Source organism: Flagellimonas marinaquae, from assembly GCF_023716465.1.
In the GTDB taxonomy this organism is placed as follows: domain Bacteria; phylum Bacteroidota; class Bacteroidia; order Flavobacteriales; family Flavobacteriaceae; genus Flagellimonas; species Flagellimonas alginolytica.
The window spans coordinates 2,259,084-2,283,505 of the sequence record NZ_CP092415.1; the positions used below are offsets into that span (position 1 = coordinate 2,259,084).

The following is a 24,422-nucleotide window of genomic DNA, read 5'->3' on the forward strand; positions in this document are numbered from 1 at the left end:
CAAAAGAAATAAAAGAAATGGTTTTTAAACAAATGTTAATGTTGCATGGTCTCGAACTGTTCCAGAACATCATCCGAGCTGGAAACCGGTAACTTACATGCGCCTTCAATGCAGACATAGGCGAGTGTTTTTCCGGGTACTGCCCGGTTTTTTAATAGGGAAATGGTTCCATCTTGTTGCGACCCGACCAATATGCTGTTGGGAATGTAGACTTTGGCAATTTCTTGTGCCATGGTTTTGTGGTCGTTCCCCAAAATGGCGACCTCATAAAAACTTTGGTTAAGAAACAGGACCAAATGAAGCCAATGCGAAAAGCCTTGAGCCCTCCGGTCGAAGTCCTTTTGTACATTTTTAAGCATCTGTTTGGCAATTGTGCCATAATCCTCCTCCGGGTACAGTTTATGGAATTTGAACAGGTTGATCGCCATCATCGAATTGGAAGAGGATATTACATTATCATCGATTTCAATGGTTCTTCTGATCAGGGATAGGTCCTTGTCCGAAGTGTAAAAGAACATATTCGATTCTTTCTCCATAAAATGTGCAATGCTGTAATCGAGCAGATTTTTGGACAAGTTGAGCCACTTTTCATCAAAAGTTACCTCGTAGAGCGATAAGAATGCATCGATCACCGTGGCATAATCATCCAAAAAGGCATTAATGGTACTTTTTCCCTGTTTATGGTTTCTGTACATGGAACCATCTGCCTTAATCATTTCCCGTTCAATAAATAGGGCATTTTTTATTGCTAATTGCAGGTACTCGTTTTCGTCCAAATAGCGATGGGCGTCTACCAATCCTTTTAGCATAAGCCCGTTCCACGAGGTCAGTATCTTGTCGTCCAACCTGGGTTTTGGGCGTTTCTCCCTTTCGGTTTTTAGCAATCGTAGGTTGTTTTTGATCTGTTTTCTCAGGCTATCTACCGGAATGTTGAACTTCTGCGCTATTTCCTCATCATTTTTATCCCTAATGAGCACATAATTATCTTCTTCCCAATATCCATAAGAATTAATATTGAAATAGGTTTGGAACACCTCAAAATGGTCGCCCAATAAATTCGAAAGCTCGTCCGCTGTCCAAACATAATAAGCACCTTCTTTCAAGGTGTTGTTTTTGCCCAAGCTGTCGGCGTCCAAGGAGGAATAGAAGCCGCCATTGCTGTCCAGGAGTTCTTCTTTGGCAAAAGTGATGGTCTCCGCAACCACATTTTTATACAATTCATTTTTGGTAACGGCGTAGGCTTTTGCATAAAGACTTGTCAATTGCCCATTATCGTACAACATTTTTTCAAAATGGGGTACATGCCATTTAGTGTCCACGGCATATCTGGAAAAACCACCGCCCACATGATCATAAATTCCACCGTAGGCCATTCGGGTCAATGTGGTGTCCACAAAATCCATGATATCCGATTTGTTGGTCGATGTGGCATAATGAAGCAGAAAATCCCAATTGTTGGGCATCATAAACTTTGGGGCCCGTTTATGTCCGCCCAAAAAAGTATCAAAATATTGGGACCAGTTTTGCACGGCCACATCCAATTGCTCTAAGGTATAGTGTTCATTGTCCGTGCTGTATTCCACGAGATTTATGGCTTGCAGGCCATTGGTAAGGTCCGTGGCATATTGTTCGATCCGTGGTTTGTCTTTTTTGTATAGTTCGGCAAGTTGCTCCAAAGATTTTATCCAATTGTCCTTGGGGACATAGGTGGCGCCCCAAAATGGTCGCCCATCTGGTAGGGCTACAATATTTAAAGGCCAACCGCCTTGACCGGAAATCATTTGAATGGCATCCATGTATATTTGATCCACGTCCGGGCGTTCTTCACGGTCTATTTTTATGTTGATGAAGTCCTTGTTCATAACCTTTGCCACTGACTCGTCCTCAAAACATTCTTTTTCCATTACATGGCACCAATGGCAAGCGGCGTAACCAATGCTGATAATAAGTAGTTTGTCTTCTTCTTTTGCCTTTTCCAGTACATCGGGGTGCCAAGCCTCCCAATTTACCGGGTTGTGCGCATGTTGCAAAAGGTAGGGACTTGTTTCGTTTATCAGGGCATTGGTATGTTTGTGCGTCACTTTTTCTAAGTTTTGTTTACAACCGATCGTTAGGATACTGAGTATTGTGTATAAGCACACTTTCTTGATCATAACATACAGTTGGGGTAAAAAAAATGCGTCCAATGGTGGACGCATTTTCTGGAATTGAACGGTGTTACTTTACTTCGAAGGTAATTTTTACATTTACCCGATAGTCATCTATCTTTCCATCTTTTACCGTCGCGCTTTGTTCGTTGATGTAGATGGACCGGATATTTTTCACGGATTTGGAGGCTTGCTCCAATGCGTTGTGAGCGGCGTCTTCCCAACTTTTGCTGGAATTGGCCAATACTTCGATTACTTTTAATACTGCCATGGTCAATGTATTTTTAATGTTCCCTTCAATGTAATAAATTTTGACGGGAATATGGCAGGATCAACGCTTTATTATCCGTTAAGGGCCACTACTTCGCTTATTTTTTCGCCCATCATATTTTTTAGCATGGTCTCGATACCGTTTTTTAGGGTAAATGTGGATGATGGACATCCGCTGCAAGCTCCTTGCAGAATAACGCTTACGGTACCGGTCTCTTCCTCGTACGATTGAAAGAGAATATTACCGCCGTCGCTCGCAACGGCAGGTTTCACATATTCTTCTAAAATATCTATGATCTGCTGTGAGGTATCATCGTAATGGTTCTGTGTTGCGGTATTTTCGACCGTTTCTTTGGTTTTTTGAATTGCTTCCGCTGTTACTACGTCTTTCCCATCTGCCAAATAATCCCTGATAAACTCGCGTAGCTGCATATTGATCTCCTCCCAATCGGCAACGTCGTATTTGGTAACGGAAACATAGTTCTCGTCCATGAACACTTCTTTTACAAATGGTAGGTGGAAAAGTTCCATGGCCAATGGGGAATCTTTGGCTTCATCAATATTCTTGAACTCGTATGTGCTGGGTACGATTCGTTTATTGGAAACAAATTTCATCACCGCAGGGTTGGGGGTAACCTCGGCATAAACGGTAATGGGCTGTTTCTTTTTTACTTCGTCCTCGTTCACTATGGGTTCTCCGGCGTTGAGGTATTCCACCAATTGTTGGGCCACCTCATCCTTTACGTCGTCCCATTCCACAATATCAAAACGTTCCATGGCAACAAAATTGCTGGCTATGTAAACGGTTTTAACAAATGGAAGGTAGAAAAGTTGTTGTGCCAAAGGAGAACTTTTGGCTTCATCAATGTTTTTATATTCGTAATTGCCCTTCACCAAAAAATGGTTCGCTTCCATTTTAATTATCTTGGGATTGTTGGTGGGAACAACAGTAATGTTATATTCTTTCATGTTGAATCTTTCCTGCAAAAATACCAATAGTTGGGATGTGTGACAAAATATTATAATAATGTGTGAAGCATACCGTTATCTTATTGTTTTATTGCATTGAACAACCATTTAGCCCCGACCGTCACATGAGACGTATCTTAACCTCGATCATCGTTGCCCTGTTATTTGGGTCCGCAGCCAAGGCACAGGAAGGAATTCCGGTGTATTTTGATTACTTGGCGGATAATTATTATTTGGTATACCCGTCCATGGCAGGGATTGCAGAGGGCACTAAAATTCGGTTGACAGCAAGAAAACAGTGGTTCAATGTGGACGAAGCTCCTAGCTTACAAACCTTGAACATCAACTCCAGAATAGGCGAACGCAGCGGAATCGGGGGTATACTCTTCAACGATTCCAACGGTTACCATTCACAAACAGGATTTAAGGGTACCTATGCCCACCACTTACAATTGGGAGGTGATTTTAGAACTTTAAACCAATTGTCCTTTGGATTGAGTGCCGGTGTTATTTTGAGTAGTTTGGACGAAAGTGAGTTTAGGTCCGTAATTCCAGACCCCATTGTAACCGGGGTTAAGAATACCACTAGCTATTTTAACGTGGATTTGGGCGTTTCCTATAATTTATTGGAGTTTTATGCCCATGCAGCCGTCCTTAACCTTTTGGGAAGCGGGCGAGACCTGTACACGGCCGCGGAGTTCGATAATTTACGCCGTTATTTGTTTTCTGTAGGGTATGTTTTTGGAAGAAACACAAGGGTAGAGCCCTCTGTTTTGTTTCAGATGACAGATTTTACTAAAGAGAAGACCGTGGATTTCAACGCCAAAGTATATAGGGATGTTAGCTTTGGAACCGTATGGGCGGGATTGTCCTATCGTCGTAGTTTTGATGGGGCCCAATTCCAGACCAATGGTCAGTTCGGCGAACAACGGTTACAGTTGTTTACCCCGATCGTGGGAGTAAATGTGAACAGGTTTATGTTCTCCTATAATTATTCGTACCAATCGGGAGATATCCGTTTTGATAATGGTGGATTTCATCAGATTACATTGGGGTACGATTTTGGGCAAAGTGATCAGGGCAAACGCTACGATTGTTATTGTCCGGCCGCCAACAATTAATATTCTATACAATTATTTAAAAGGGAACTCGAGCACGGCCAAGTTAAAAACCCACCGCACCCGAATTTTGATCTATACATGTGTATCTAATTGTTCCAAGTAAAGTTTTTCTTCGAAGCTTGTGCTTTTATGGCCGATAGCATGGCATTTTCCAGTTCACCTTTTTCGTTCTTTTGGTTTTTGGCGATATAGGCCTCGCGTTTCGCGTTGAGTTCTTGTATCTGTTTTTGGATTTTTTCCCTTTCTTGTTTCTTTTCCTTTACGAAATTTTTTATCTCGCTTTCCGATTTTCCCTGAAGTTCCTTGGGTAAGTCCTTTTCCTTGATTTGAGTGAGTACGGTGGCGTCTTCCTCGGCTGCATCGACCAGGTCCCAACTTGAATTTTGGTACAGTCTGGAGCTTTTGCTTACCGCTCGTTTTACAACCACGACTTCTTCAAGTTCTGCGGCATTGGCATCTTGCACGGACTGAAGCTCTTTCTTTTGTCTGCCCATGGTCCCATAAGAAACATAAGTGCTGTTCAACTTGGAGTTCAGTTTAATTATGATGTCATCATAAGGGGTCTCGATATGAACGACCTGCCTGTTGTGGTCAATGGCCATATATTCACCACCGGTCAATGTGGCGCCATTCTTCCACATGGAGGAAATCCCTTGCTCATAATTCCCACAAAATATGGTGTTCACTATAATGTCCTTCTCCTTGGCATTTAAAGCCGCATCCTTATAATCCAACTTTCCTTGGGTAAAAGGTTCGTTTCCAGCAATGAATATCATTTTTAGATCATCGGCATTTTTGCCCCAATCCAATTGTTTTAAGGATGTGTGGATAACCTCTCCACAATATTCCTCACCTCCATTAGTGGTCAGGGAAAACAGTTTTTCCGAAATCTCATCAAGATCCTTGCTAAACCCTAGTACCTGTCGTATGTATCCTTCGTGGGACGATAGGTTGTCGTTCCCATACTCATATAGGGCTATTTGTAGCGATGGCCTAAGATCTGTACCACATTTGGCATGGGTAAATTCGTTTACAATATCCCACAGTTGGGCTTTAGCCTGATTGATCAATCCATCCATACTATTGCTGGTGTCCAAAAGCAGGGCAATTTTTACAAATTGTTCGGAAGGCTTTCCCTCGGTAAACTCGGTATATAAAGTGATTTTTTCGTTGCTGTGCGCTTTAAGGTTGCAACCGTAGCTGGTTCCAGTTGCCCCTATCAATATCGCTGTTGCAAAAAGGTGTTTAATATGTTTCATAAGGCAATAATTTTTAAAGTTGATGTAAATGTATGTGCCTCTGTTATCAGAAAAAATCAGGATTGAGTAAAACAAAGGTGCCAATGAGTAATTAAGGCCGTTGGCTTAGTAACCTTGGATAAATAGGAGGTGTTTGGGCCAATTTCGGTACTTGTCCATTTTTTAAAATGATTGGGAAGCAGTAAGTTTACCTTGGTTATGGTTCGAAAAGCATACATATTATTGGTTCTTGTAATGACCACCTTTGTTGGTATGTCCCAAGTTGGCAACAATAGCGTTGAGTTCCAGTTACAGGGGTCCGTGAAGGGCAAGGAGAATTACGAACCTATTTCCGGGGTACAGGTATCCACGGACAAGGGAGCGTTTACGCGGACCAATGCTTTGGGCGAGTTCAAAATAAGAGCGTCCGTTGGCGATATGTTGATCATACAAGGGCCGGAATTGCAAACGGTACGCCACATAATAAAGTCGGAAGAGGATATCGATGTATTGGTAGAGGGATATGGGAGTGCGATTGATACCAAAAGCAAGAAACGGGAAGTTTCCGGTGCAAGAAAAAGTTTAATGGAACATCAACGTTTTTTGGATTCTGCCAATTTTTACAAAAAAACCGACCTTGAGAAAAGTATCGATTTTGTAGCTAGTTCCATGGAGCTTTTGGGCAGTGCCGGCAATAAGCGTGAGCTTTCCATGTCCTTGCGCATGCTGGGAGAAATATACACCTACCACGGTCAATACGACCTGGCGATTACCAATTTTAAAGATGCTTTAGCGGCCCAGGAATCCAACAAGACCAAAATACTATTGGGCAAAACCTATGTACAGAACGGCAACAATGCCGGTGCCATGGAGGTGTTGGAACCATTGGTAGAGGTTAAGAACATGGTTCCCTATCAACGCATTGAGCTTTTAGAGGCTTTGGGGGACGCCAACAAGGCCAGCAACAATCTAAAAAGAGCCCAAGATTACTACAAGGAAGGACTGTTGATCGCAAAGAAGAACCAGATTTCTCCAAAGGAGATCGATTTAAATTCTAAAATTGCGGATGTATTTGCCAGTGAAGATAAGCTGATCGAAGCCGAAGGGTTTTATCAAAACTCCTTGGACCTTTCCAGGCAAGTGGCGCCGGAAAGATTGATCCAGGAGAGTGAAAAAGTGGCGGATTTTTACAATCAAAAGAACCGCTTCGAGGACGAGATACAGTTGCGAAAACAAAATCTGAGCGAGCTGGAGCAGATGCCCCGATCTAGTCGTGCCACGGATAAAAAAGGTGCGGTAAAGGACACGATCACCTCCCAACGCATCAACTACAAAATTGCAAACGCCTACATTGCCCAGGACAAACTGGACGAAGCCATTCCGTATTTGGAGAAAAGTATAGTGGAAGCCAACAGGGACGATGATTTGGTGGTGCAAAAAGATGCCACGCGAACCTTGTCCGAAGTGTATCGCAACAAGGGCGAGTACAACAAAGCTCTGGAATCGTATCAAGATTATGTGGCCGTGGTGGATAGCCTGTATGTTCGAAAGGAACAAGAAATAGCGAGTGCGGCACAGTTTAACAGGGAAATAGCCAATACCCAAAACCGTATTTCCAGTTTGGAACAGGAGCGGGAACTCAACCAGAGTAAATATAGCTTGGCCGTAACCGAACAGCAATTGTACGAGGAGACCAGCAAGCGCCAAAAATGGATCATTTACTCTTTGATTTTCGGTATTGCCCTTATGGCGCTCACCGCATATTTATATTACCGGAGCAACAAGCAACAAAAATTGGCCAATAATCTGCTGGCCTTAAAATCGTTGCGCACCCAAATGAACCCCCATTTTATTTTTAATGCGCTCAATTCCGTGAACAATTATATTGCCAAGAGCGATGAACGGAGTGCCAATTGTTTTCTAAGCGAGTTTTCCGTCCTTATGCGCAGTGTACTGGAAAATTCCGAAGAAGACTTTATCCCTTTGGCCAAGGAGTTACAGTTGCTGCAATTATATGTAAAGCTGGAACACTCCCGTTTTTCGGACAAGTTCGACTACGAGATCAATGTGGATCAGCACATCGATGTAGATGCTTTTCAAATACCCCCGATGCTATTACAGCCCTATATAGAAAACGCAATTTGGCACGGATTGCGATACAAGGAGGAAAAAGGAATGTTGAAAATTGTATTACGACAGCTAACAAAGGATATGGTCGAAATACGAATAGAGGACAACGGGATCGGACGAAAAAAATCTGCGGAGCTAAAGACCACCAATCAAAAAAAGCAAAAATCCAAGGGGATGGGCAACATTCAAAAGCGAATCCAAATCTTGAACGATATGTACAAAAACCGGGTAGAGGTTTCCATTTCCGATCTGAACCAAGATAGAACGGGAACCAAAGTATCCCTTAAACTTAAAAAACAATAATGGATCTACGTGCGGTAATTGTTGAGGACGAAGCCAATAGTAGGGAAATCCTTCGGAACTACTTGTCCAAGTATTGTGAGGGAGTTCAGGTCTTGGAAGAAGCGGCAACCATTGAAGAGGGGTTGGAACAAATCAAAAAACATGTCCCAGATCTGGTCTTTTTGGATGTGGAAATGCCCTTTGGTAATGCCTTTGATCTGTTGGATAAAATCCCGGACCGCACTTTCGAAACCATTTTTGTTACCGCTTATAACCAATATGCCATGGATGCCCTGAACCATCATGCCGCCTATTATTTAATGAAGCCCATAAATATAGATGAGTTGATCAAGGCGGTGGACTATGTCCGAGGGGTCAAGGAGAAGGAAAATGCCTTGGAAGGAGAAGTGCTCCAAGCAAAATCCGATCATGTTTCAGGAAAGATCACCTTGCCGCAACAAGACGGGTTCCAAGTATTGGATGTATCGGACATTTATTTTTGTAAGGCGGACGACAATTACACCGAAATTTATCTCGAAAAGAAAAAGATCGTCATCAGTAAAACCTTAAAATATTTTGAAGAAGCGCTACGGCCCTATTCCTTTGCACGTATCCACAAATCATATTTGGTCAATGTATCCGAAGTGGTGCGCTACAAAAAAGGGAAGGGGGGCAGTGTGATACTGTCCAATGGCAAGGAACTTTCTGTGTCCGCTTCCAAAAAAGCCGAACTTTTATCACATTTTAAATAAATAGGAGCAAAGAACACGGCCGAGTAGCGTTTCTTTGTTGTCAACTAAACCTTAAACCAATGATTGTACAACCCGTTAGGGGCAAATCCCCAGAAATAGGAGAAGATTGTTTTATCGCCGAAAATGCGACCATTGTGGGCGAAGTAACCATGGGAGACCAATGTAGTGTTTGGTTCAATGCGGTGATCCGTGGCGATGTCCATTTTATAAAAATGGGCAACAAGGTGAATGTGCAAGATGGGGCTGTGATCCATTGTACCTATCAAAAATCGCCGACCACAATTGGCAACAATGTTTCCATTGGCCATAATGCTATTGTGCACGGTTGTACCATAAAGGATAACGTGCTGGTGGGCATGGGCAGCATTATTATGGACGATTGCGTAGTGGAGAGTAACTCGATTATTGCTGCAGGAGCTGTGGTGACCACGGGTACACATGTGGAGGCGGGAAGCATTTATGCCGGGATGCCCGCAAAAAAAATAAAGGATATCAGCCCCGAGCTGTCCAAAGGAGAGATAGACCGAATCGCTAATAATTATGTAAAGTATTCCAGTTGGTTCAAAGAGGATTAAATGTAGATGGACATGCTTTTAAAAATGGCATCCATCCAACAATTTCAAGATCCCACAATCTAAGATTCAAGGAACCTATCGGATTATATTCCCTATTTTTGTTCCACTCAAAAAAAACTCGACAACCATGAACGCATATATTTTTCCAGGACAAGGAGCACAATTTGTAGGTATGGGGCTGGACCTGTACGAAAATCATTCCCAAGCACAGGAACTTTTTGAAAGGGCCAATGCCATACTTGGGTTTTCCATAACCGACATTATGTTCGAGGGTACGGCCGAAGACCTAAAACAGACCAAGGTGACCCAGCCGGCCATATTTCTGCACTCCGTGATCCTGAGCAAAGTATTGGGCGAAAGCTTTTCCCCCGATATGGTGGCAGGCCATTCTTTGGGAGAATTTTCAGCATTGGTCGCCAATGGCACGTTAAATTTTGAGGATGGACTAAAATTAGTGTCGCAACGGGCCTTGGCCATGCAAAAAGCTTGCGAGATTCAACCCAGTACCATGGCCGCGGTTTTAGGCTTGGAAGACGATGTTGTGGAAAAAATATGTTCCGAAGTGGAAGGTATCGTGGTGCCGGCCAATTATAACTGTCCCGGCCAATTGGTAATTTCCGGAGAGGTGGATGCCGTAAATGTCGCCTGCGAAAAAATGAAGGAAGCCGGAGCAAGGAGAGCATTGTTGTTGCCGGTGGGCGGTGCGTTCCATTCGCCATTAATGGAGCCCGCAAGAGAAGAATTGGCAGCAGCCATAGAATCTACGCAATTCAATGCACCAAGTTGCCCCATTTATCAAAATGTGACCACTACGGCGGTATCCGATCCCGAAGCAATTAAAAAGAACCTCATTCTGCAGCTTACCGCACCCGTTAAGTGGACGCAAAGCGTTCAGCAAATGGTCAAGGATGGAGCAACATCCTTTGTGGAGGTAGGGCCTGGCAAGGTATTGCAGGGATTGGTGAAAAAAATACATCGAGAGGCCGTAACCAGCTCTGCTGAGGTTTCTTAAAAGGCAGAAACAGTTTATCCGATTAAATGCAATTTTAAACTAATAGGCAAGGAGAATCCTTGCCTTTTTTGTAATATTGGTAGCTCCCAAACCACCTACTTGAGCATGGCGATTAAACCAACTGAAACTGATGGCAATGGCGATGTCGACCATACTTACAAAAACCTTAAAACAACAACACACGGCTCTTGTTCGTAGCGGCCTATTACTGTTCCTTTTTCTCGTTTTGGGAATGGGTACGGGGTTTGGGCAAGCTACAATTACCATTGAAGATGTTAATGGGCTGGAAGATGATGGAGCCATAACATTAACGGCAACATTGAATACGCTTGTACCTATTGTGGGTGGTTTTACAGTGGACGTCAATACAAACGATGGTACTGCAACCATTGTTGATAGCGATTATACGCAAATTATGAGTCAAACCCTTACTTTTTCAGGTACTGTTGGAGAAACTCAAACTTTTGACGTAATTCCAACAACAGATGGTACAATTGAAGTTAATGAAGCTTTGACCATCTTTATGGATAATATTATGGGGACTGTTGAAGTTATAGATATTACTGACACTGCAACGGTTACTATTACTAATGATGATTTTGCCGACATCGGCATAGATAGTCCCGCCCCTGTTGCGGAGGGCGATGCGGGAACAAGTACGATAGATTTTACGGTGAGCATAGACCAATCGGACCCATCGAACGACATCACGGTTGATTATTTGATAAGCGGGGGCAACGAGGATGGTACTGGAAATACCCTTACCTTTTTGGCGGGCACTGCGACGCTGGTCCAGACGGTTAGCGTGACGACCAACGGCGACACCGTTGTCGAGGCGGACGAAGCGGTTAGCGTAACGTTGAGCAATGCGAGCGCGAACGCTGTCATCAGCACGGCTTTGGGCAGCAGTTCCTTCACGGACGACGATGTCTTCACGGCCGACATCAGCATAGATAGTCCCGCCCCTGTTGCGGAGGGCGATGCGGGAACAAGTACGATAGATTTTACGGTGAGCATAGACCAATCGGACCCATCGAACGACATCACGGTTGATTATTTGATAAGCGGGGGCAACGAGGATGGTACTGGAAATACCCTTACCTTTTTGGCGGGCACTGCGACGCTGGTCCAGACGGTTAGCGTGACGACCAACGGCGACACCGTTGTCGAGGCGGACGAAGCGGTTAGCGTAACGTTGAGCAATGCGAGCGCGAACGCTGTCATCAGCACGGCTTTGGGCAGCAGTTCCTTCACGGACGACGATGTCTTCACGGCCGACATCAGCATAGATAGTCCCGCCCCTGTTGCGGAGGGCGATGCGGGAACAAGTACGATAGATTTTACGGTGAGCATAGACCAATCGGACCCATCGAACGACATCACGGTTGATTATTTGATAAGCGGGGGCAACGAGGATGGTACTGGAAATACCCTTACCTTTTTGGCGGGCACTGCGACGCTGGTCCAGACGGTTAGCGTGACGACCAACGGCGACACCGTTGTCGAGGCGGACGAAGCGGTTAGCGTAACGTTGAGCAATGCGAGCGCGAACGCTGTCATCAGCACGGCTTTGGGCAGCAGTTCCTTCACGGACGATGACATCCCTACAGCCACCATAATCGCTTCAGATGATACTGCAACCGAACAAGGTGATACTCCTGGGGCTTTTACGGTAAGCTTAAGTGATATTAATAATACCGGAAGCGACATTATCATAGCATATTCAGTTTCTGGTTCAGCTACCCCTGTGGATGATTACGACGCTCTTTCTGGAACTGTTGCAATCCAAACCGGTCAAACTAATGCGACAATTATTGTGGATCCCAATGATGATAACCTTACAGAACTTACCGAAACAGTTATAGTGACATTGGATACGGGTACAGGTTATATAGTTGGTGGGTCAAATTCTGCAACGGTAAATATTATTAGTGAAGATGATGTACAACCCTCTGGTTATACTGTTACAATTAATGATGATCCCATTAATTCGGGTAATGAGAATTCAGTAAGTTTCTCGTTTTCTGGGGCACCAACATTCCTAACTTCTTTTGATTATACCTTCACTAGTGATGGGGATGGAAATGTAGCAACCGTTACTGGTAGTGGAAACGTTCTTGTGCCAAACAGAACTGTGAACAATATAGATTTAAGTAGTTTGCAAGATGGCCTCATTACCTTAACGGTTACCGTTAGTAATGTTTTGGGAACGGAAGGTCCTGAAACATCCGATACTGCTGTGAAATTAACAACAATACCTTCTGGGTATACGGTGAGTTTTGATCAAGACCCCATAGATCAAACCAACGAAAATAATATAAGCTTTACATTTTCAAATGCGGAAGTAAATGCCTCATACAATTACACTATTAGTAGTAGTGGGGGTGGGACGAATGTTGTTGGGAATGGTCCAATAACATCTTTGGACCAACAAATATCGGGTATCGACCTTAGTGGGCTTGGTAATGGTACCATATCGCTTTCCGTAGTCTTGTCCAATACTAATGGCGCTGGTGCACCGGCCACAGCCACATCAACAAAAGAAACTTGCTTTGCCGGCACAACGGCACCAATATTCAATGGAGCGGGCACAGCGTTTTGCGATGCTTTTAACCAGGACCTTGATCTTTATATTTCGAATGCAGCACCGGCCGGAGCAGAACTGCGATGGAGCACAAATGCAAATATTGCAGCAGGAGGTTATTTGGTCAGTAGTGTAGTGAGCACACCAGACACCTATTATGGGTTCTTTTACGATCCGATCAACGATTGTTTTACTAACGCCACTCAAGTGGTTTTGACCCAAAGCACCACACCTACAACGGGAACAGCGACCAATTTAGGAACATGCAGCGATGCAGGTGATGGTGATACCTTGGTAGATCTCGATTCCAGTCTCAGTGGGGCAGATGATGGTGATTGGGTATTGTTGTCCGCCCAACCTGGTGCAACCATTACCATTAATACCGAGAACATAATAAATTTTGATGGGCAGCCCGAAGGAGTATATACCTTTAGATATACTACCAATACAGCACAAGGGGAATGTACTGATCAAAGTGTGGATATAACAGTAACCGTAAACGACTGCTCCGGGCCTTGCGATGCCGGGAATACCGCTCCTGCACTTAATGGTGGGAGTTCAACCATAGCGTTTTGCGATGCTATCACTGCCAACCTAAACGATTACGTGACCAGTACGCCCCCGGCAGGTACAACGCTTGTTTGGAGTACAAGTAACGACCCCGAAGAGACCGGGGCTCATTTGCAAGCTCCGAACGTGGTTGAACCAGGAACCTATTATGCCTTCTACTACGACGATGTGAACGATTGTGGAAGCCCAGTGTTGGCCATAACTCTGGAGTTGAACAATACGCCCGTAATAGATAGTACCACGGGCGATGTTTCCTGCGGTCCGAGCATATTGGATCTAACCGCATCCGCATCCGTAGTGGGCAACGGTACCATAACCTATACGTGGTACGATGCACCTACCGGCGGAAGCATTGTGGGTACCAGCGCTACATTTACCACCAATACCTTGTCCGAGACCACATCCTATTACGTTTCGGCCTCCGCCAATGGCTGCGAATCCGACCGGGTAGAAGTAGAGGCCACAATAATAAATGCACTCTCTCCGGGCATTCCGATTGAAGATCTTACGGTCTGCAGCATTCCAAGTGACGATGGACCTACCACATTCGACCTGGACGATGGTTTAATGGGGCAAGATGCTGGAACTTGGTCGGTAGTCACAGATCCATCTGGCAATGTAACCATAGGAACCGATAATATAGTCGATTTTACAGGCCTTTCCCTAGGGGCATATGTGTTCGAATACACTACCGAAACCGTTGGCGAATGCGCTGAGACATCATCGGTGCAACTGACCATTACTGTGCTGGATTGTGTATCTAATGAAACTATAGACTTGGCGATCACCAAGGAAGTGGATGATAATGAAGTGCTTTTGGATGATGAAGTTTCCTTTACCATAACTGTAGAAAACTTGACAACCGGCACGGCACAGAATATTGTTGTGAGCGACTTATTGAGTGATGGATTTGAATTTTTGTCCAGTGATCCTTCCAAAGGAAGTTATGATGACACTACTGGAGAATGGACCATTGATGAGTTGGTAGGGGAAGAAAACGCCACTTTGATCATAAGGACAAGGGTGACCGAAGCAGGGAGCTTGACCAATACCGCCACTCTATTGTCCTCATTGCCCATTGATGATAATCCAGAAAATGACACAGCTTCAGTAGAAGTTAAGGTCAACCGTAGCCAATGTGAAGACCCAGGAACCCTCTGTAATATCTTTTCACCCAATGGGGATAAAAAAAATGAGTTTTTGATATTGGTAGGTCACGATGATTTCAAGGATAATAGCTTGCAGGTGTTCGACCGCTACGGCAACAGTGTCTTCCAGATGGACGGTTACGATAGCTCGTGGAACGGAACAGGCAAAAATGGGGATTTGCCCAATGGAACGTATTTCTATATTCTAGATTTAGATACAACGGATGGCAGTGATGAAGATGTGGTTAAAGGATGGATTCAAATTGTAAGGTAAAAACGAAAATGTCGGATATAACAATCTTATCAATTTATAGAAAAGTATTGCTGCTTGTGGTAGTTATGGCGGTAAGTTTTGTGCAGGCACAAAAAGAGCCACAATACACCCAGTACATGTACAACATCGGAAGTTTTAACCCTGCCTACGTGGGCACGGTGGAAAGTCCAGAGATTATTGGATTGTACCGTGCACAGTGGCTGGACATCGAAGGGGCTCCGACCACAATTAGAGGTGGGGCCAATATTCCTTTCGGCAACGAGAAAATGGGATTGGGGGTCAATATTGTGAACGATGTGTTGGGACCTTCCACACAAACCTATTTTGATGTGGCCTATTCCTACGAGATCCAATTATCCGACGAGACCAAACTTTCCTTTGGACTGAACGCGGGCGGGTCTTCCCTCAATATAGATTATTCCAAAGGTACAATATACGATTCAACAGATGCATCTATTTATGGTGATACCTATAGCAATTTTTACCCTACGGTGGGCGCAGGCTTGTTTATGTACCACGAGGAGGATTGGTATTTGGGGGCTTCTGTTCCCAATTTTTTGACCAATACCTTGTATAATGATGAGGTAGCTACCATTGTAGAGGACAATATGCAGTTGAACGTAATAGGCGGTTATGTGTTCCAATTGAGCGACCGGACCAAGTTTAAACCCGCTTTTTTGGTAAATTACCTTCAAGGTTCGCCCGTAAATATAAATTTATCGGCAAATTTTCAGTTTATCGATGCCCTAACCATTGGAGCTGCATACCGATTTGATAATGCCGTGAGCGGACTGGCGGGATTTCAAATTTCCAACGCCATGTTTATTGGGTATGCCTACGATTACAACACCAATGGATTGGGCGAGTATGGTGGGGGTTCCCACGAGGCCATTTTAAAATTTTATATTGGAAGAGGTGGATTTGGTTCCGGTAAGAATAAAACCAAGAACAAAAAATCAAAAAACAAAGGTAAGCAGATAGATTCCCCAAGATTTTTCTAACATGAACCCAACAAAAAAAATACAATTTACATTATGGGCCGCCCTTTTGGGAGTTGCCTTCTGCTTTGCCCAAAAAAAACAGTCCGAAGGGGATGTTTTCTTTTTCCAGTACGAGTATCAAAAAGCCGCAAGGGCCTACGAAAAACAACTGTCCGAGGGTACGCTGACCAAACAACAGTTCTTGAACTTGGCCGATGCTTATTTTGAAACCGATAATTTTGAAAAAGCTTCCGCTGCATACATGGAGATTTATGATCAGGATACGATCATGAACCCGCATCATTACAACAAAATGTTGCAGAGCTTATCCAAGGCCCCGAATAGCGAGGGGGTAGATGCCTTTGTGGAAAGGGTGTCCTCTAATTTTCCAAAAGAACTGCTGGAAAATATGGAGTTTAACAAACAATTACTGCAAAGCGGAACAGACGAAAATCAATTGGAGTACGAAATTTTCAACTTGGAGGGCAACAGTCCTCAAACCGATTTTGCACCAAGTTTTTATCTTAATAAGCTACTGTTTTCCAGTGGACGTCTTGCCAATAAAAAATTGCGATACGAACCGGGCAACGAGGGCTATTTCAATATTTACGAATCAGAGATCCAGCCTTCCGGTCAGATCAGGTCCCTTAAGACCTTAAAGGGGTTGGAGGAAACGAATTATCATAAAGCAACACCATCTTTCTCCTCGGCCCTGAACAGTGTGTTCTATGTGGCATCCAATACTCAAAATGGGGAGCTGGCCTTCGATTCCAAAGGAAAAAACGCCTTGTCCATTGCCAAACAGACCATTGGAGGTGACCATCAGCTTTTATTAAAGGATTTGAGCACCTCATTTTATTATCCGTTCTACGACGACCGCAACGGTAAACTTTATTTTGCTGCGGATTTTGAGGACGGCTATGGCGGTACGGATATCTATTTTGTGTACACCAACAATGGACAGGTAATGTCGGCGCCCATCAATTTGGGGCCGCGTATCAATTCTTCGGGCAACGAAATAGCTCCGTTTATATTCGAGAACAGTTTTTATTTTGCTTCGGATGTATTCTTCGGCCTCGGAGGAATGGATATTTACAAATCCAATCTTGAAGGTGAAGATTTCGGTATTCCCATCAATCTAGGCAACCAAATCAATACCGAGTTCGATGATTTTGGATTGATCATAAGGAACGAGGGGGATGGATTATTGGGGTATTTCGCTTCTAACCGGCCCGGAGGAAAAGGAAAGGATGACATTTATGGATTTAAGGTCGATGAAAAACCGGGGCTTAAAACGCTAACCTTTAAGGGCGAGGTAGTAAATAGTCAAAACCAAAATGCTGTTGCCAATGCTGTGGTGAGCCTATGGAACATGGATGGCGAAAAGATAGCGACCACAACATCCGATGAAAATGGGGCCTATCGATTGGAAGTGCCCTACGAAACCGAAGTGGTCATAGAAGCGACCAAAGAACGCTACTCCCGATTTATAGAACAATTTGGACAGGAACAATTGGATGCGCTCCAGAAACAATCCTATACCATCGGGGTCTCTTTATATGATGACCTGGTGGAGGAAAGGGAGGGTCAAAAAGTGGTAAAGCTAGATGATTTTTATTTTGACAATGGATCCACGGACCTTACCGACAACATAAAAAATGAGCTGACAAAAGTGGTGGATTTTATGAATGCTTTTCCGGAAGCCCAACTACGAGTGGAAACCTATACCGATAGCCGAGGAGGGAGCAGTACCAATTTTAAGCTTACCCAAGCACGATCGGATGCCATAAAAAGATATTTAGTGGCAAGCGGGGTGCCTGCGACCAGTGTGTTATATTCCATCGGATATGGGGAGGATAAAATACTGAACAACTGTACCAATGGTGTTTTTTGTTTGGAGACCTTGCACAAGCAGAACCAGCGTTCGCTGATCGTTGTGCTAAACGACAATGTAATGTTCGATTAGTTTACTTGGTCAGAACCCAGCAATAGTAGAGGGCGAACAACGAAAGAAAAACAATTCCCGAATAGCTAAGTACCTTTAGGCCTATCTTGGGCCTATGTTCCTTTGGAACATCCTTACCGGTAACGGTTTTTAAGTTCATCCAACCGAGTAGGGGAGCGAAAACAAAGGATACAAAAGTGGCCAATCCTACCAAATCGCCCATGTTGGCGCTAAAAAGACTTATTACGATCCAATTGATCCAAGCCATAACAAGTACCATAAGTGCAAAAGAGTGCTTGCCATTGTAGATGTTTTTTTGTGGGAGCAGCTTTTGTAAAACATCCAAACTTACCCTCGATATGGCATCATGGGCGGTCATGCATGTGCTGAACATAGTGGCAAAAGCGGCCACTGCAATAAAAAAGTAAGCCCAACTTCCTATATGGGTTGTAAATAAATTGACCAATTGATCGGCGAAGACCACTGCATTGCCACTGAGTTCCGTGCCAGTTCCGTAAAGAGTCATCCAGCCAATGATCATAAAAAAGATGGCCAGTACCGCAGTGAGTACATAACCTACGTTAAACTCCTGAAGGGCAATTTTTAGTGTTGGCTTGTTTCTCATGGTTTTCAGGTTTTCCATGCCCCAAAGGCTTACCCACCCCGATGCTTCAACGGCCGTGGGCATCCAGCCAACAAGACCGATCAAAAACAAAATGCCTATTTCGTTAAAAATTTCCGGTCGTTGGTACGACCCACTGTGGGGTACCGGCCCTTTTTGGAGCACCATCACCGTTGTGATCAACAAGGCCACAAATAAAATGGTGATCACGGCTTTCAGGGAATTTTCTAGGAACCTATATTTTCCTATGATCAAGATTAAACTGATAAATACAAATAGCCCCAACGAAATTACACCTGCACCAACGGATGCAACATTGAACAAATTCATAAACAAACCGGCAGTCACCACGTACAAGGCAGCTAAAATGGTAAAGGTGGAGATCAATGTAACAAACGCATAGATCCACAAGTAGGTTTTTCCAAGATTGTGGTATCCCTCGATCAAGCTTTTTTCGGTGATGGTCGTATATCGAATACCGAATTCAAAAAAAGGATATTTGAGCAAGTTCGCTAAAAGTATGGGGATGATCATAACCCATCCATATTGGGCTCCGGCCTTGGTGGATAGTACCAAATGCGAAGTTCCAATGGCCATGCTGGCAAACAATAGGCCCGGTCCAAGCGCTTTTAACAATGCTTTCATATAGTGTAATGGTTGGTTTTCTTTGTGGAAGATATGTTTTTTTTACTTAAAGTTTACAGATTCCATTTGATTGGATCCTTCTTCGGATAAATAGGAAAAAGACACTGAATTTATATTTGGAAAAAGTATCTTTAGTACGCACAGAGGCATCTTATATCAATCACGGAGATTTTCTCAAAATTTCAACATATTGATTTTGATGTATTTAAAACTAAATCAAACATAAACCAATGCAAATTATTGAAAATTCCACGGTATACGATGCCATAATTGTTGGTTCCGGGGCTGGTGGTGGCATGTCTGCCAAAGTACTCTCGGAAGCTGGGCTAAAAGTCGCCGTAGTAGAGGCAGGTCCATATTTTGACCCGGCCAAACCAGAACATCAAACCCAATTAAAATGGCCTTATGAGAGTCCTAGGCGCGGGGCCAGTACGCGATTTCGCCCTTTCGGTGATTTTGATGCTGCTTACGGCGGCTGGGATATTGAAGGTGAGCCGTATACCCAAAAGGATGGGACAAAATTCGAATGGTTCCGTTCCAGAATGTTGGGAGGAAGAACCAATCACTGGGGAAGAATCTCGTTACGTTTTGGCCCAAAGGATTTTAAGCACAAAGATGTGGATGGCCATGGCGAGAACTGGCCCATAAGTTATGATGATGTAAAACCGTACTATGATAAGGTAGATAAGATGATCGGTGTATTTGGTACCAATGAGGGGCTGCCCAATGATCCCGATGGTTTTTTTCTACCCCCGCCTAAACCCAGATTGCACGAACTGTTCTACATCAGAGGGGCCAGAAAGAGTAATATTCCGGTATACCCATCAAGGATGTCCATGCTCACCAAAAAGATCAATAATGAGCGAGGGGTCTGCTTCTACTGCGGGCAGTGTAATAGAGCGTGTCAAGTATATGCCGATTTCTCAGCAGGTACCTGTCTCATTTTCCCGGCGCAAAAAAATGGAGGACAGATCGATTTGTTTGTCAATTGCATGGTGCGCGAAGTAACCACAAACGAAGAGGGAAGAGCAACAGGGGTGTCTTACATCAATAAAGAAGATAGGAAAGAATATAAGCTCAAGGGAAAAGTGGTAGTACTTGGAGCATCTGCCTGCAGCTCAGCTAGGATTTTATTGAATTCCAAAAGTAAGCAACACCCGAACGGATTGGGCAATAGTAGCGATGTTGTCGGAAAGTATCTGCACGATTCTACCGGTGCCGGAAGAGCGGCCTTTGTTCCAGATCTAATGAACCGAAAAGTTTCCTATAACGAAGATGGCGTGGGGGGTATGCATGTGTACTCACCTTGGTGGGGCGATAATTCCAAGCTCGATTTTCCACGAGGATATCATATAGAAGTATGGGGCGGCATGGGAATGCCCAGCTATGGCTTTGGATTTAATGCCAATGAGTTCAATAAGTTCTTTGGAACCAAAGTGGGAGGTTATGGCGATGTACTCCGCAGCGATGCCAAAAAATATTATGGTGCCGTTGTGGGCATGGCCGGTCGTGGTGAGTCTATTGCCCGGAAAGATAATTATTGTGAGATAGACCCAACCACGGTAGATGAGTTTGGTATTCCCGTATTGCGTTTTCATTACAAATGGAGCGAGTTCGAGATCAATCAGGCCAAACACATGCAAGATACTTTTGAAGAGCTCTTGATCAATATGGGCGGTGAGCCTTTGGGCGACAAACCGGGCAAGGATACCAATTATGGCCTGCACAATCCGGGCAATATTATCCACGAAGTGGGCACTACGCGAATGGGCGACGATCCAAAGACATCGGTGACGAACAAATACCAGCAGCTGCACGATGTGGACAACGTGTTTATTGTGGATGCAGGACCATTTACTTCCCAAGCGGACAAGAATTGTACATGGACCATTTTAGCACTTTCCATGAGGGCATCGGAATATATTGTGGAGCAATTGAAACAACAAAACATTTAAGGCAATGGACAGAAGAAAGAGTTTAAAATCTATAGTATTGGGCTCTGTGGCCGGTGGACTGGCCATTCACGGATGCAAGCCATCTACGGAGGCGAAGGAATTGGTGGAGGCCCCAAAAATAACGTATCCGGGCAGGGTGCCTTTGGAAACGGAGTTGATCAATGAACTACAGGACGAACAGTTTTTGAATCCGCACGAGGTGGAAACACTTACGATACTTTGTGATTTGATTTTGCCCCCTTCGGAGGCATTCAAAGCAGCCTCGGATGCCGATGTGGTCAGTTTTATAGAGTTCATGTGCAAGGACAATGAGGCGTTCCAGCCCGATATCCGTGGTGGAATTATGTGGTTGGATCATAAATGTAACACCGAATATGGGGTGGAGTTTAAAACGGCGACCGTAGCACAACAAAAAGCTATTTTGGATGAAATTGCCTATTATGATCCCGAAGTGCCGGGCAATGAACGACCATTTGAAGTGAATTTCTTCTCCTTGGTCCGTAACCTTACCATGACGGGATTTTATACCACAAAAATCGGGATAGAAGAAATAGGGTATAAGGGCAATATGCCCAATGTTTGGGATGGTGTCCCTGATGATGTGTTGGAACAGCATGGTGTTTCCTATGAAGAGGAATGGTTGGCCAAGTGTGTGGACCAAAGCAAACGCGGCATTATTGCCGAGTGGGATGAGGATGGTAATTTGTTAACGTAATTAAAGGATAATAAAATAAAAAGCCCCGTACTAAAAGTGCGGGGCTTTTTAGGCTATTGCTATCGATTAAGGTTCTATTAGTTCAAATAAATAGACATCTACTTCACCCGATACGTTTAGTTCGTTGCCGGACCCGTTGTTTGCGGCATCAACGGTAAAGGAATAGGAAAAAGAAAGATGATTGCCATTTTCGGATTCATATGTAATATTGATCAGTTGCATATTCGATATCCCAACACCATCAGAATCGTAACCCTCATCAAGTAAAAAATATTTATTGTCTTCACCAATTACACCATAGTTGTTCAAGGTAGTTTCGACTAAATCAACTGTTTCTGTAGCTTCTCCAGGGTTGGTAATGGTTACTTCCCAGTCAAAATAGGTAGGGTTGTATGTGCCATCGGGAGCTGTTAAGAACCTACGGAAATTGAAGAAATATTGGGTATCGACACCCATAACTGTTGGAACTACTATGTTATAGTCAACGAAATCTTCACCATCAAGGCCTAAGAATCTAAATTCAGTATTGTCAGTAAAGGCCATATCATCTGGTCTTGTACCATTCAAATTCATAGTAATAGATCCATATTGTGCCATTTGGTCGAGCCCTGCACCATCTTGCCCATCATTACCAGGATCTCCTTGTGGTCCTGTTGCTCCCGGTGCGCCGTCCTGACCATCTTGTCCATTTATGCCATCGATTCCATCGATTCCGTCAATTCCATTTTTACCATCAATCCCATCTACACCATCCTCCCCATCTTGGACTAAGCAGGAATTAAAGGAAATGCATAAAATCAACAATGTACATTTAATAAGAATAGAGTTTTTCATAAGAAGTAGGTATACAGTTAGTTATGTTTAAATGTAAGCATGTAAAGCCAACAACGGACGTAGAATTGATGGTTGCTGTGTTTGAATTGATGTATACCTAGTTTGGGTTGATGGATGGCAGAAACGTAACTTATTATTTAAAAATAAAAAAATCCCTAATAACCAATAAGTTAAAAGGGATTTCTGTACTCGAGGCGGGAGTATAACCCTGTAATTTTTAATCATTTGATTCTAAAGGATAATATGTGTAAATAACTGAAAAACAGAATATATTCATGTAATTTCAAAGGTGTAGAAATATGCATATCTATGTATTTCTATGCAGAAACGCAAGGAAAGTGCAAGGAAAGTAGTATATTGGCATTGTTCAAAAATGTTATTTAAATGGCCACATTGAGTTACTTTCTTCGCTCCAAATCAAATAATGCATCTATTTATTGCCGGTTAACTATTGACCGAAAAACACAGTTTGAAAAAAAAACTGGGTTGACCATTAGTAGAAATAATTGGTCGAACAAAACTAAACTGCCTTTGCAGAAAGCAGATGCAGAAATAAAGGGAATCAAAAGCAAGTTGGAAGGGTTAAAGGTTTATGTTCAAAACAAGGCGAACCAAAGTATTTTAAATGGTGAATTAATTACTTCGAATTGGTTAGGGCATTCAATCGATGTTTATTTTGGACTTGCATCTGAAACGGGTAAAGATGATAGTGTATTAGGTGCCTTCGATAGATATATTGAAAAACTTAAACAAGATGGGAAGGCAGTAAATACGATTAAAAAGTATCAGTATGCAAGAAAAAAGTTTCAGATATTTCAAGGTCAAGATAAATATAGGGTCAAGGATATCGATGGTTTTTTTGCTGATAGATTCCTAAATGAATTGAACCTTGGAAAAAGCACGGCAAACAAAATACTTAGGAATGTTGTAACCGTTTGTAAGAATGCCCGGGATAAATATGGTATTGAAGCATCCAAGACATTAAATGGTATTGAAACCAAGAGGGCCGTTAAAACTCATAAGATTCATTTAGAGCCCAAGGAGTTACTAAAAATTGAGAAGGCACACATTGTTTCAGATTATTTACTAAACGCCCGTAAGTGGCTTTTATTATCGTGTGAGATTGGAATTAGAATATCGGATACGGACAAAATCAATGAGGATAATATTGTTGAATACGAGGGTATGCGGTTTTTACAGTTTATGCCAACTAAACAGAGACAGGATAGGGATAATATTATGGTTACTATTCCAATAGTGGGCAAGGTGAAGGAATTATTATCAGATGGTTTTCCCCGGCCAATCTCACACCAAAAATTGAACGACTATGTAAAGAAAGTTTGTGAGATTGCTGAAATTGATGAGCCAACAAAAGGGGAAAAGAGATTAGTTAAGAACGGTTTGAATGTAGAGGGGATTTATCCCAAGTGGCAACTTATAACCTTTCATTGTGGAAGGTATTCATTTATAACCAATTCTAAGAATATTATCAACAATCAAATGATTAGAACAATAACCGGGCATAAGTCAGATCGTATGCTGGAAAATTATCAGATAAACGAACATTTAAAGGATGCCAAGATTGTTGGTGAAATATTGGAGCAGAAATATAAAGAACGTCAAGCCCCATTAGCAGTGAATGAATAATCTCAAA

Annotated in this window: 17 protein-coding genes; 11 read left to right on the forward strand and 6 right to left on the reverse strand. The window is 43.2% G+C overall.

Annotated elements, in window-relative coordinates:
- Positions 1–35: 35 nt before the first annotated feature.
- The 3 genes from MJO53_RS10145 to MJO53_RS10155 all read right to left on the reverse strand — a co-directional run bounded on the left by MJO53_RS10145 (position 36) and on the right by MJO53_RS10155 (position 3,386).
- Positions 36–2,081: a thioredoxin domain-containing protein gene (locus tag MJO53_RS10145; RefSeq protein WP_313791013.1), complete on the reverse strand. Its 2,046-nt coding sequence runs from the start codon at positions 2,079–2,081 to the stop codon at positions 36–38.
- Positions 2,082–2,217: 136 nt separating this feature from the next.
- Complete coding sequence (locus tag MJO53_RS10150; RefSeq protein WP_224835422.1) at positions 2,218–2,418, reverse strand: dodecin family protein; 201 nt, start codon at positions 2,416–2,418, stop codon at positions 2,218–2,220.
- Positions 2,419–2,489: 71 nt separating this feature from the next.
- On the reverse strand, positions 2,490–3,386 hold the full coding sequence (locus MJO53_RS10155; protein ID WP_224835657.1) for a NifU family protein: 897 nt from the start codon (positions 3,384–3,386) through the stop codon (positions 2,490–2,492).
- 125 nt (positions 3,387–3,511) lie between these two features.
- Here MJO53_RS10155 and MJO53_RS10160 point away from each other — a divergent pair, with 125 nt between their 5' ends.
- The gene (locus MJO53_RS10160) at positions 3,512–4,507 is read left to right on the forward strand and encodes a type IX secretion system membrane protein PorP/SprF (protein WP_224835421.1); all 996 of its coding nucleotides are present in this window, start codon (positions 3,512–3,514) and stop codon (positions 4,505–4,507) included.
- An 86-nt stretch (positions 4,508–4,593) separates the two neighbouring features.
- On the opposite strand, the gene MJO53_RS10165 is transcribed toward MJO53_RS10160, so the two are convergent.
- Positions 4,594–5,766 carry a vWA domain-containing protein gene (locus MJO53_RS10165; RefSeq protein WP_252079002.1) on the reverse strand — a complete coding sequence of 391 codons (1,173 nt, stop codon included), beginning with the start codon at positions 5,764–5,766 and terminating at the stop codon, positions 4,594–4,596.
- 198 nt (positions 5,767–5,964) lie between these two features.
- On the opposite strand from MJO53_RS10165, the gene MJO53_RS10170 reads away from it, so the two are divergent.
- The 7 genes from MJO53_RS10170 (at position 5,965) to MJO53_RS10200 (ending at position 18,018) form a co-directional block, all read left to right on the forward strand.
- The gene (locus MJO53_RS10170) at positions 5,965–8,178 is read left to right on the forward strand and encodes a tetratricopeptide repeat-containing sensor histidine kinase (protein ID WP_252079003.1); all 2,214 of its coding nucleotides are present in this window, start codon (positions 5,965–5,967) and stop codon (positions 8,176–8,178) included.
- Positions 8,178–8,909: a LytR/AlgR family response regulator transcription factor gene (locus tag MJO53_RS10175; RefSeq protein ID WP_252079004.1), complete on the forward strand. Its 732-nt coding sequence runs from the start codon at positions 8,178–8,180 to the stop codon at positions 8,907–8,909. Before MJO53_RS10170 ends, MJO53_RS10175 begins: the two co-directional genes overlap by 1 nt.
- Before the next feature lie 59 nt (positions 8,910–8,968).
- Complete coding sequence (locus MJO53_RS10180; protein ID WP_252079005.1) at positions 8,969–9,484, forward strand: gamma carbonic anhydrase family protein; 516 nt, start codon at positions 8,969–8,971, stop codon at positions 9,482–9,484.
- A gap of 127 nt (positions 9,485–9,611) precedes the next feature.
- Positions 9,612–10,496, forward strand: a complete 885-nt coding sequence (gene fabD / locus MJO53_RS10185; protein WP_224835416.1) for an ACP S-malonyltransferase — start codon at positions 9,612–9,614, stop codon at positions 10,494–10,496.
- Between the two features lie 130 nt (positions 10,497–10,626).
- Positions 10,627–15,072, forward strand: a complete 4,446-nt coding sequence (locus MJO53_RS10190) for a gliding motility-associated C-terminal domain-containing protein (protein WP_252079006.1) — start codon at positions 10,627–10,629, stop codon at positions 15,070–15,072.
- An 8-nt stretch (positions 15,073–15,080) separates the two neighbouring features.
- Positions 15,081–16,073: a type IX secretion system membrane protein PorP/SprF gene (locus MJO53_RS10195; protein ID WP_252079007.1), complete on the forward strand. Its 993-nt coding sequence runs from the start codon at positions 15,081–15,083 to the stop codon at positions 16,071–16,073.
- Position 16,074: 1 nt separating this feature from the next.
- On the forward strand, positions 16,075–18,018 hold the full coding sequence (locus tag MJO53_RS10200) for an OmpA family protein (protein ID WP_252079008.1): 1,944 nt from the start codon (positions 16,075–16,077) through the stop codon (positions 18,016–18,018).
- A gap of 1 nt (position 18,019) precedes the next feature.
- Here MJO53_RS10200 and MJO53_RS10205 read toward each other — a convergent pair whose 3' ends face one another.
- Entirely contained in the window at positions 18,020–19,264 is a 1,245-nt protein-coding gene (locus MJO53_RS10205) for an NRAMP family divalent metal transporter (RefSeq protein ID WP_252079009.1), read from the reverse strand.
- Positions 19,265–19,494: 230 nt separating this feature from the next.
- Between MJO53_RS10205 and MJO53_RS10210 the strand changes: the two genes are divergently transcribed.
- Together MJO53_RS10210 and MJO53_RS10215 are read left to right on the forward strand one after the other, a co-directional pair.
- Complete coding sequence (locus MJO53_RS10210) at positions 19,495–21,219, forward strand: GMC oxidoreductase (RefSeq protein WP_252079010.1); 1,725 nt, start codon at positions 19,495–19,497, stop codon at positions 21,217–21,219.
- Positions 21,220–21,223: 4 nt separating this feature from the next.
- Positions 21,224–21,934, forward strand: coding sequence for a gluconate 2-dehydrogenase subunit 3 family protein (locus MJO53_RS10215; protein WP_224835410.1), 711 nt, complete (start codon positions 21,224–21,226; stop codon positions 21,932–21,934).
- A 66-nt stretch (positions 21,935–22,000) separates the two neighbouring features.
- Here the strand turns inward: MJO53_RS10215 and MJO53_RS10220 are convergent, their stop codons facing one another.
- Complete coding sequence (locus MJO53_RS10220; protein WP_252079011.1) at positions 22,001–22,768, reverse strand: collagen-like protein; 768 nt, start codon at positions 22,766–22,768, stop codon at positions 22,001–22,003.
- Between the two features lie 531 nt (positions 22,769–23,299).
- Between MJO53_RS10220 and MJO53_RS10225 the strand changes: the two genes are divergently transcribed.
- Complete coding sequence (locus tag MJO53_RS10225; protein WP_252079012.1) at positions 23,300–24,415, forward strand: tyrosine-type recombinase/integrase; 1,116 nt, start codon at positions 23,300–23,302, stop codon at positions 24,413–24,415.
- Positions 24,416–24,422 lie beyond the last annotated feature (7 nt).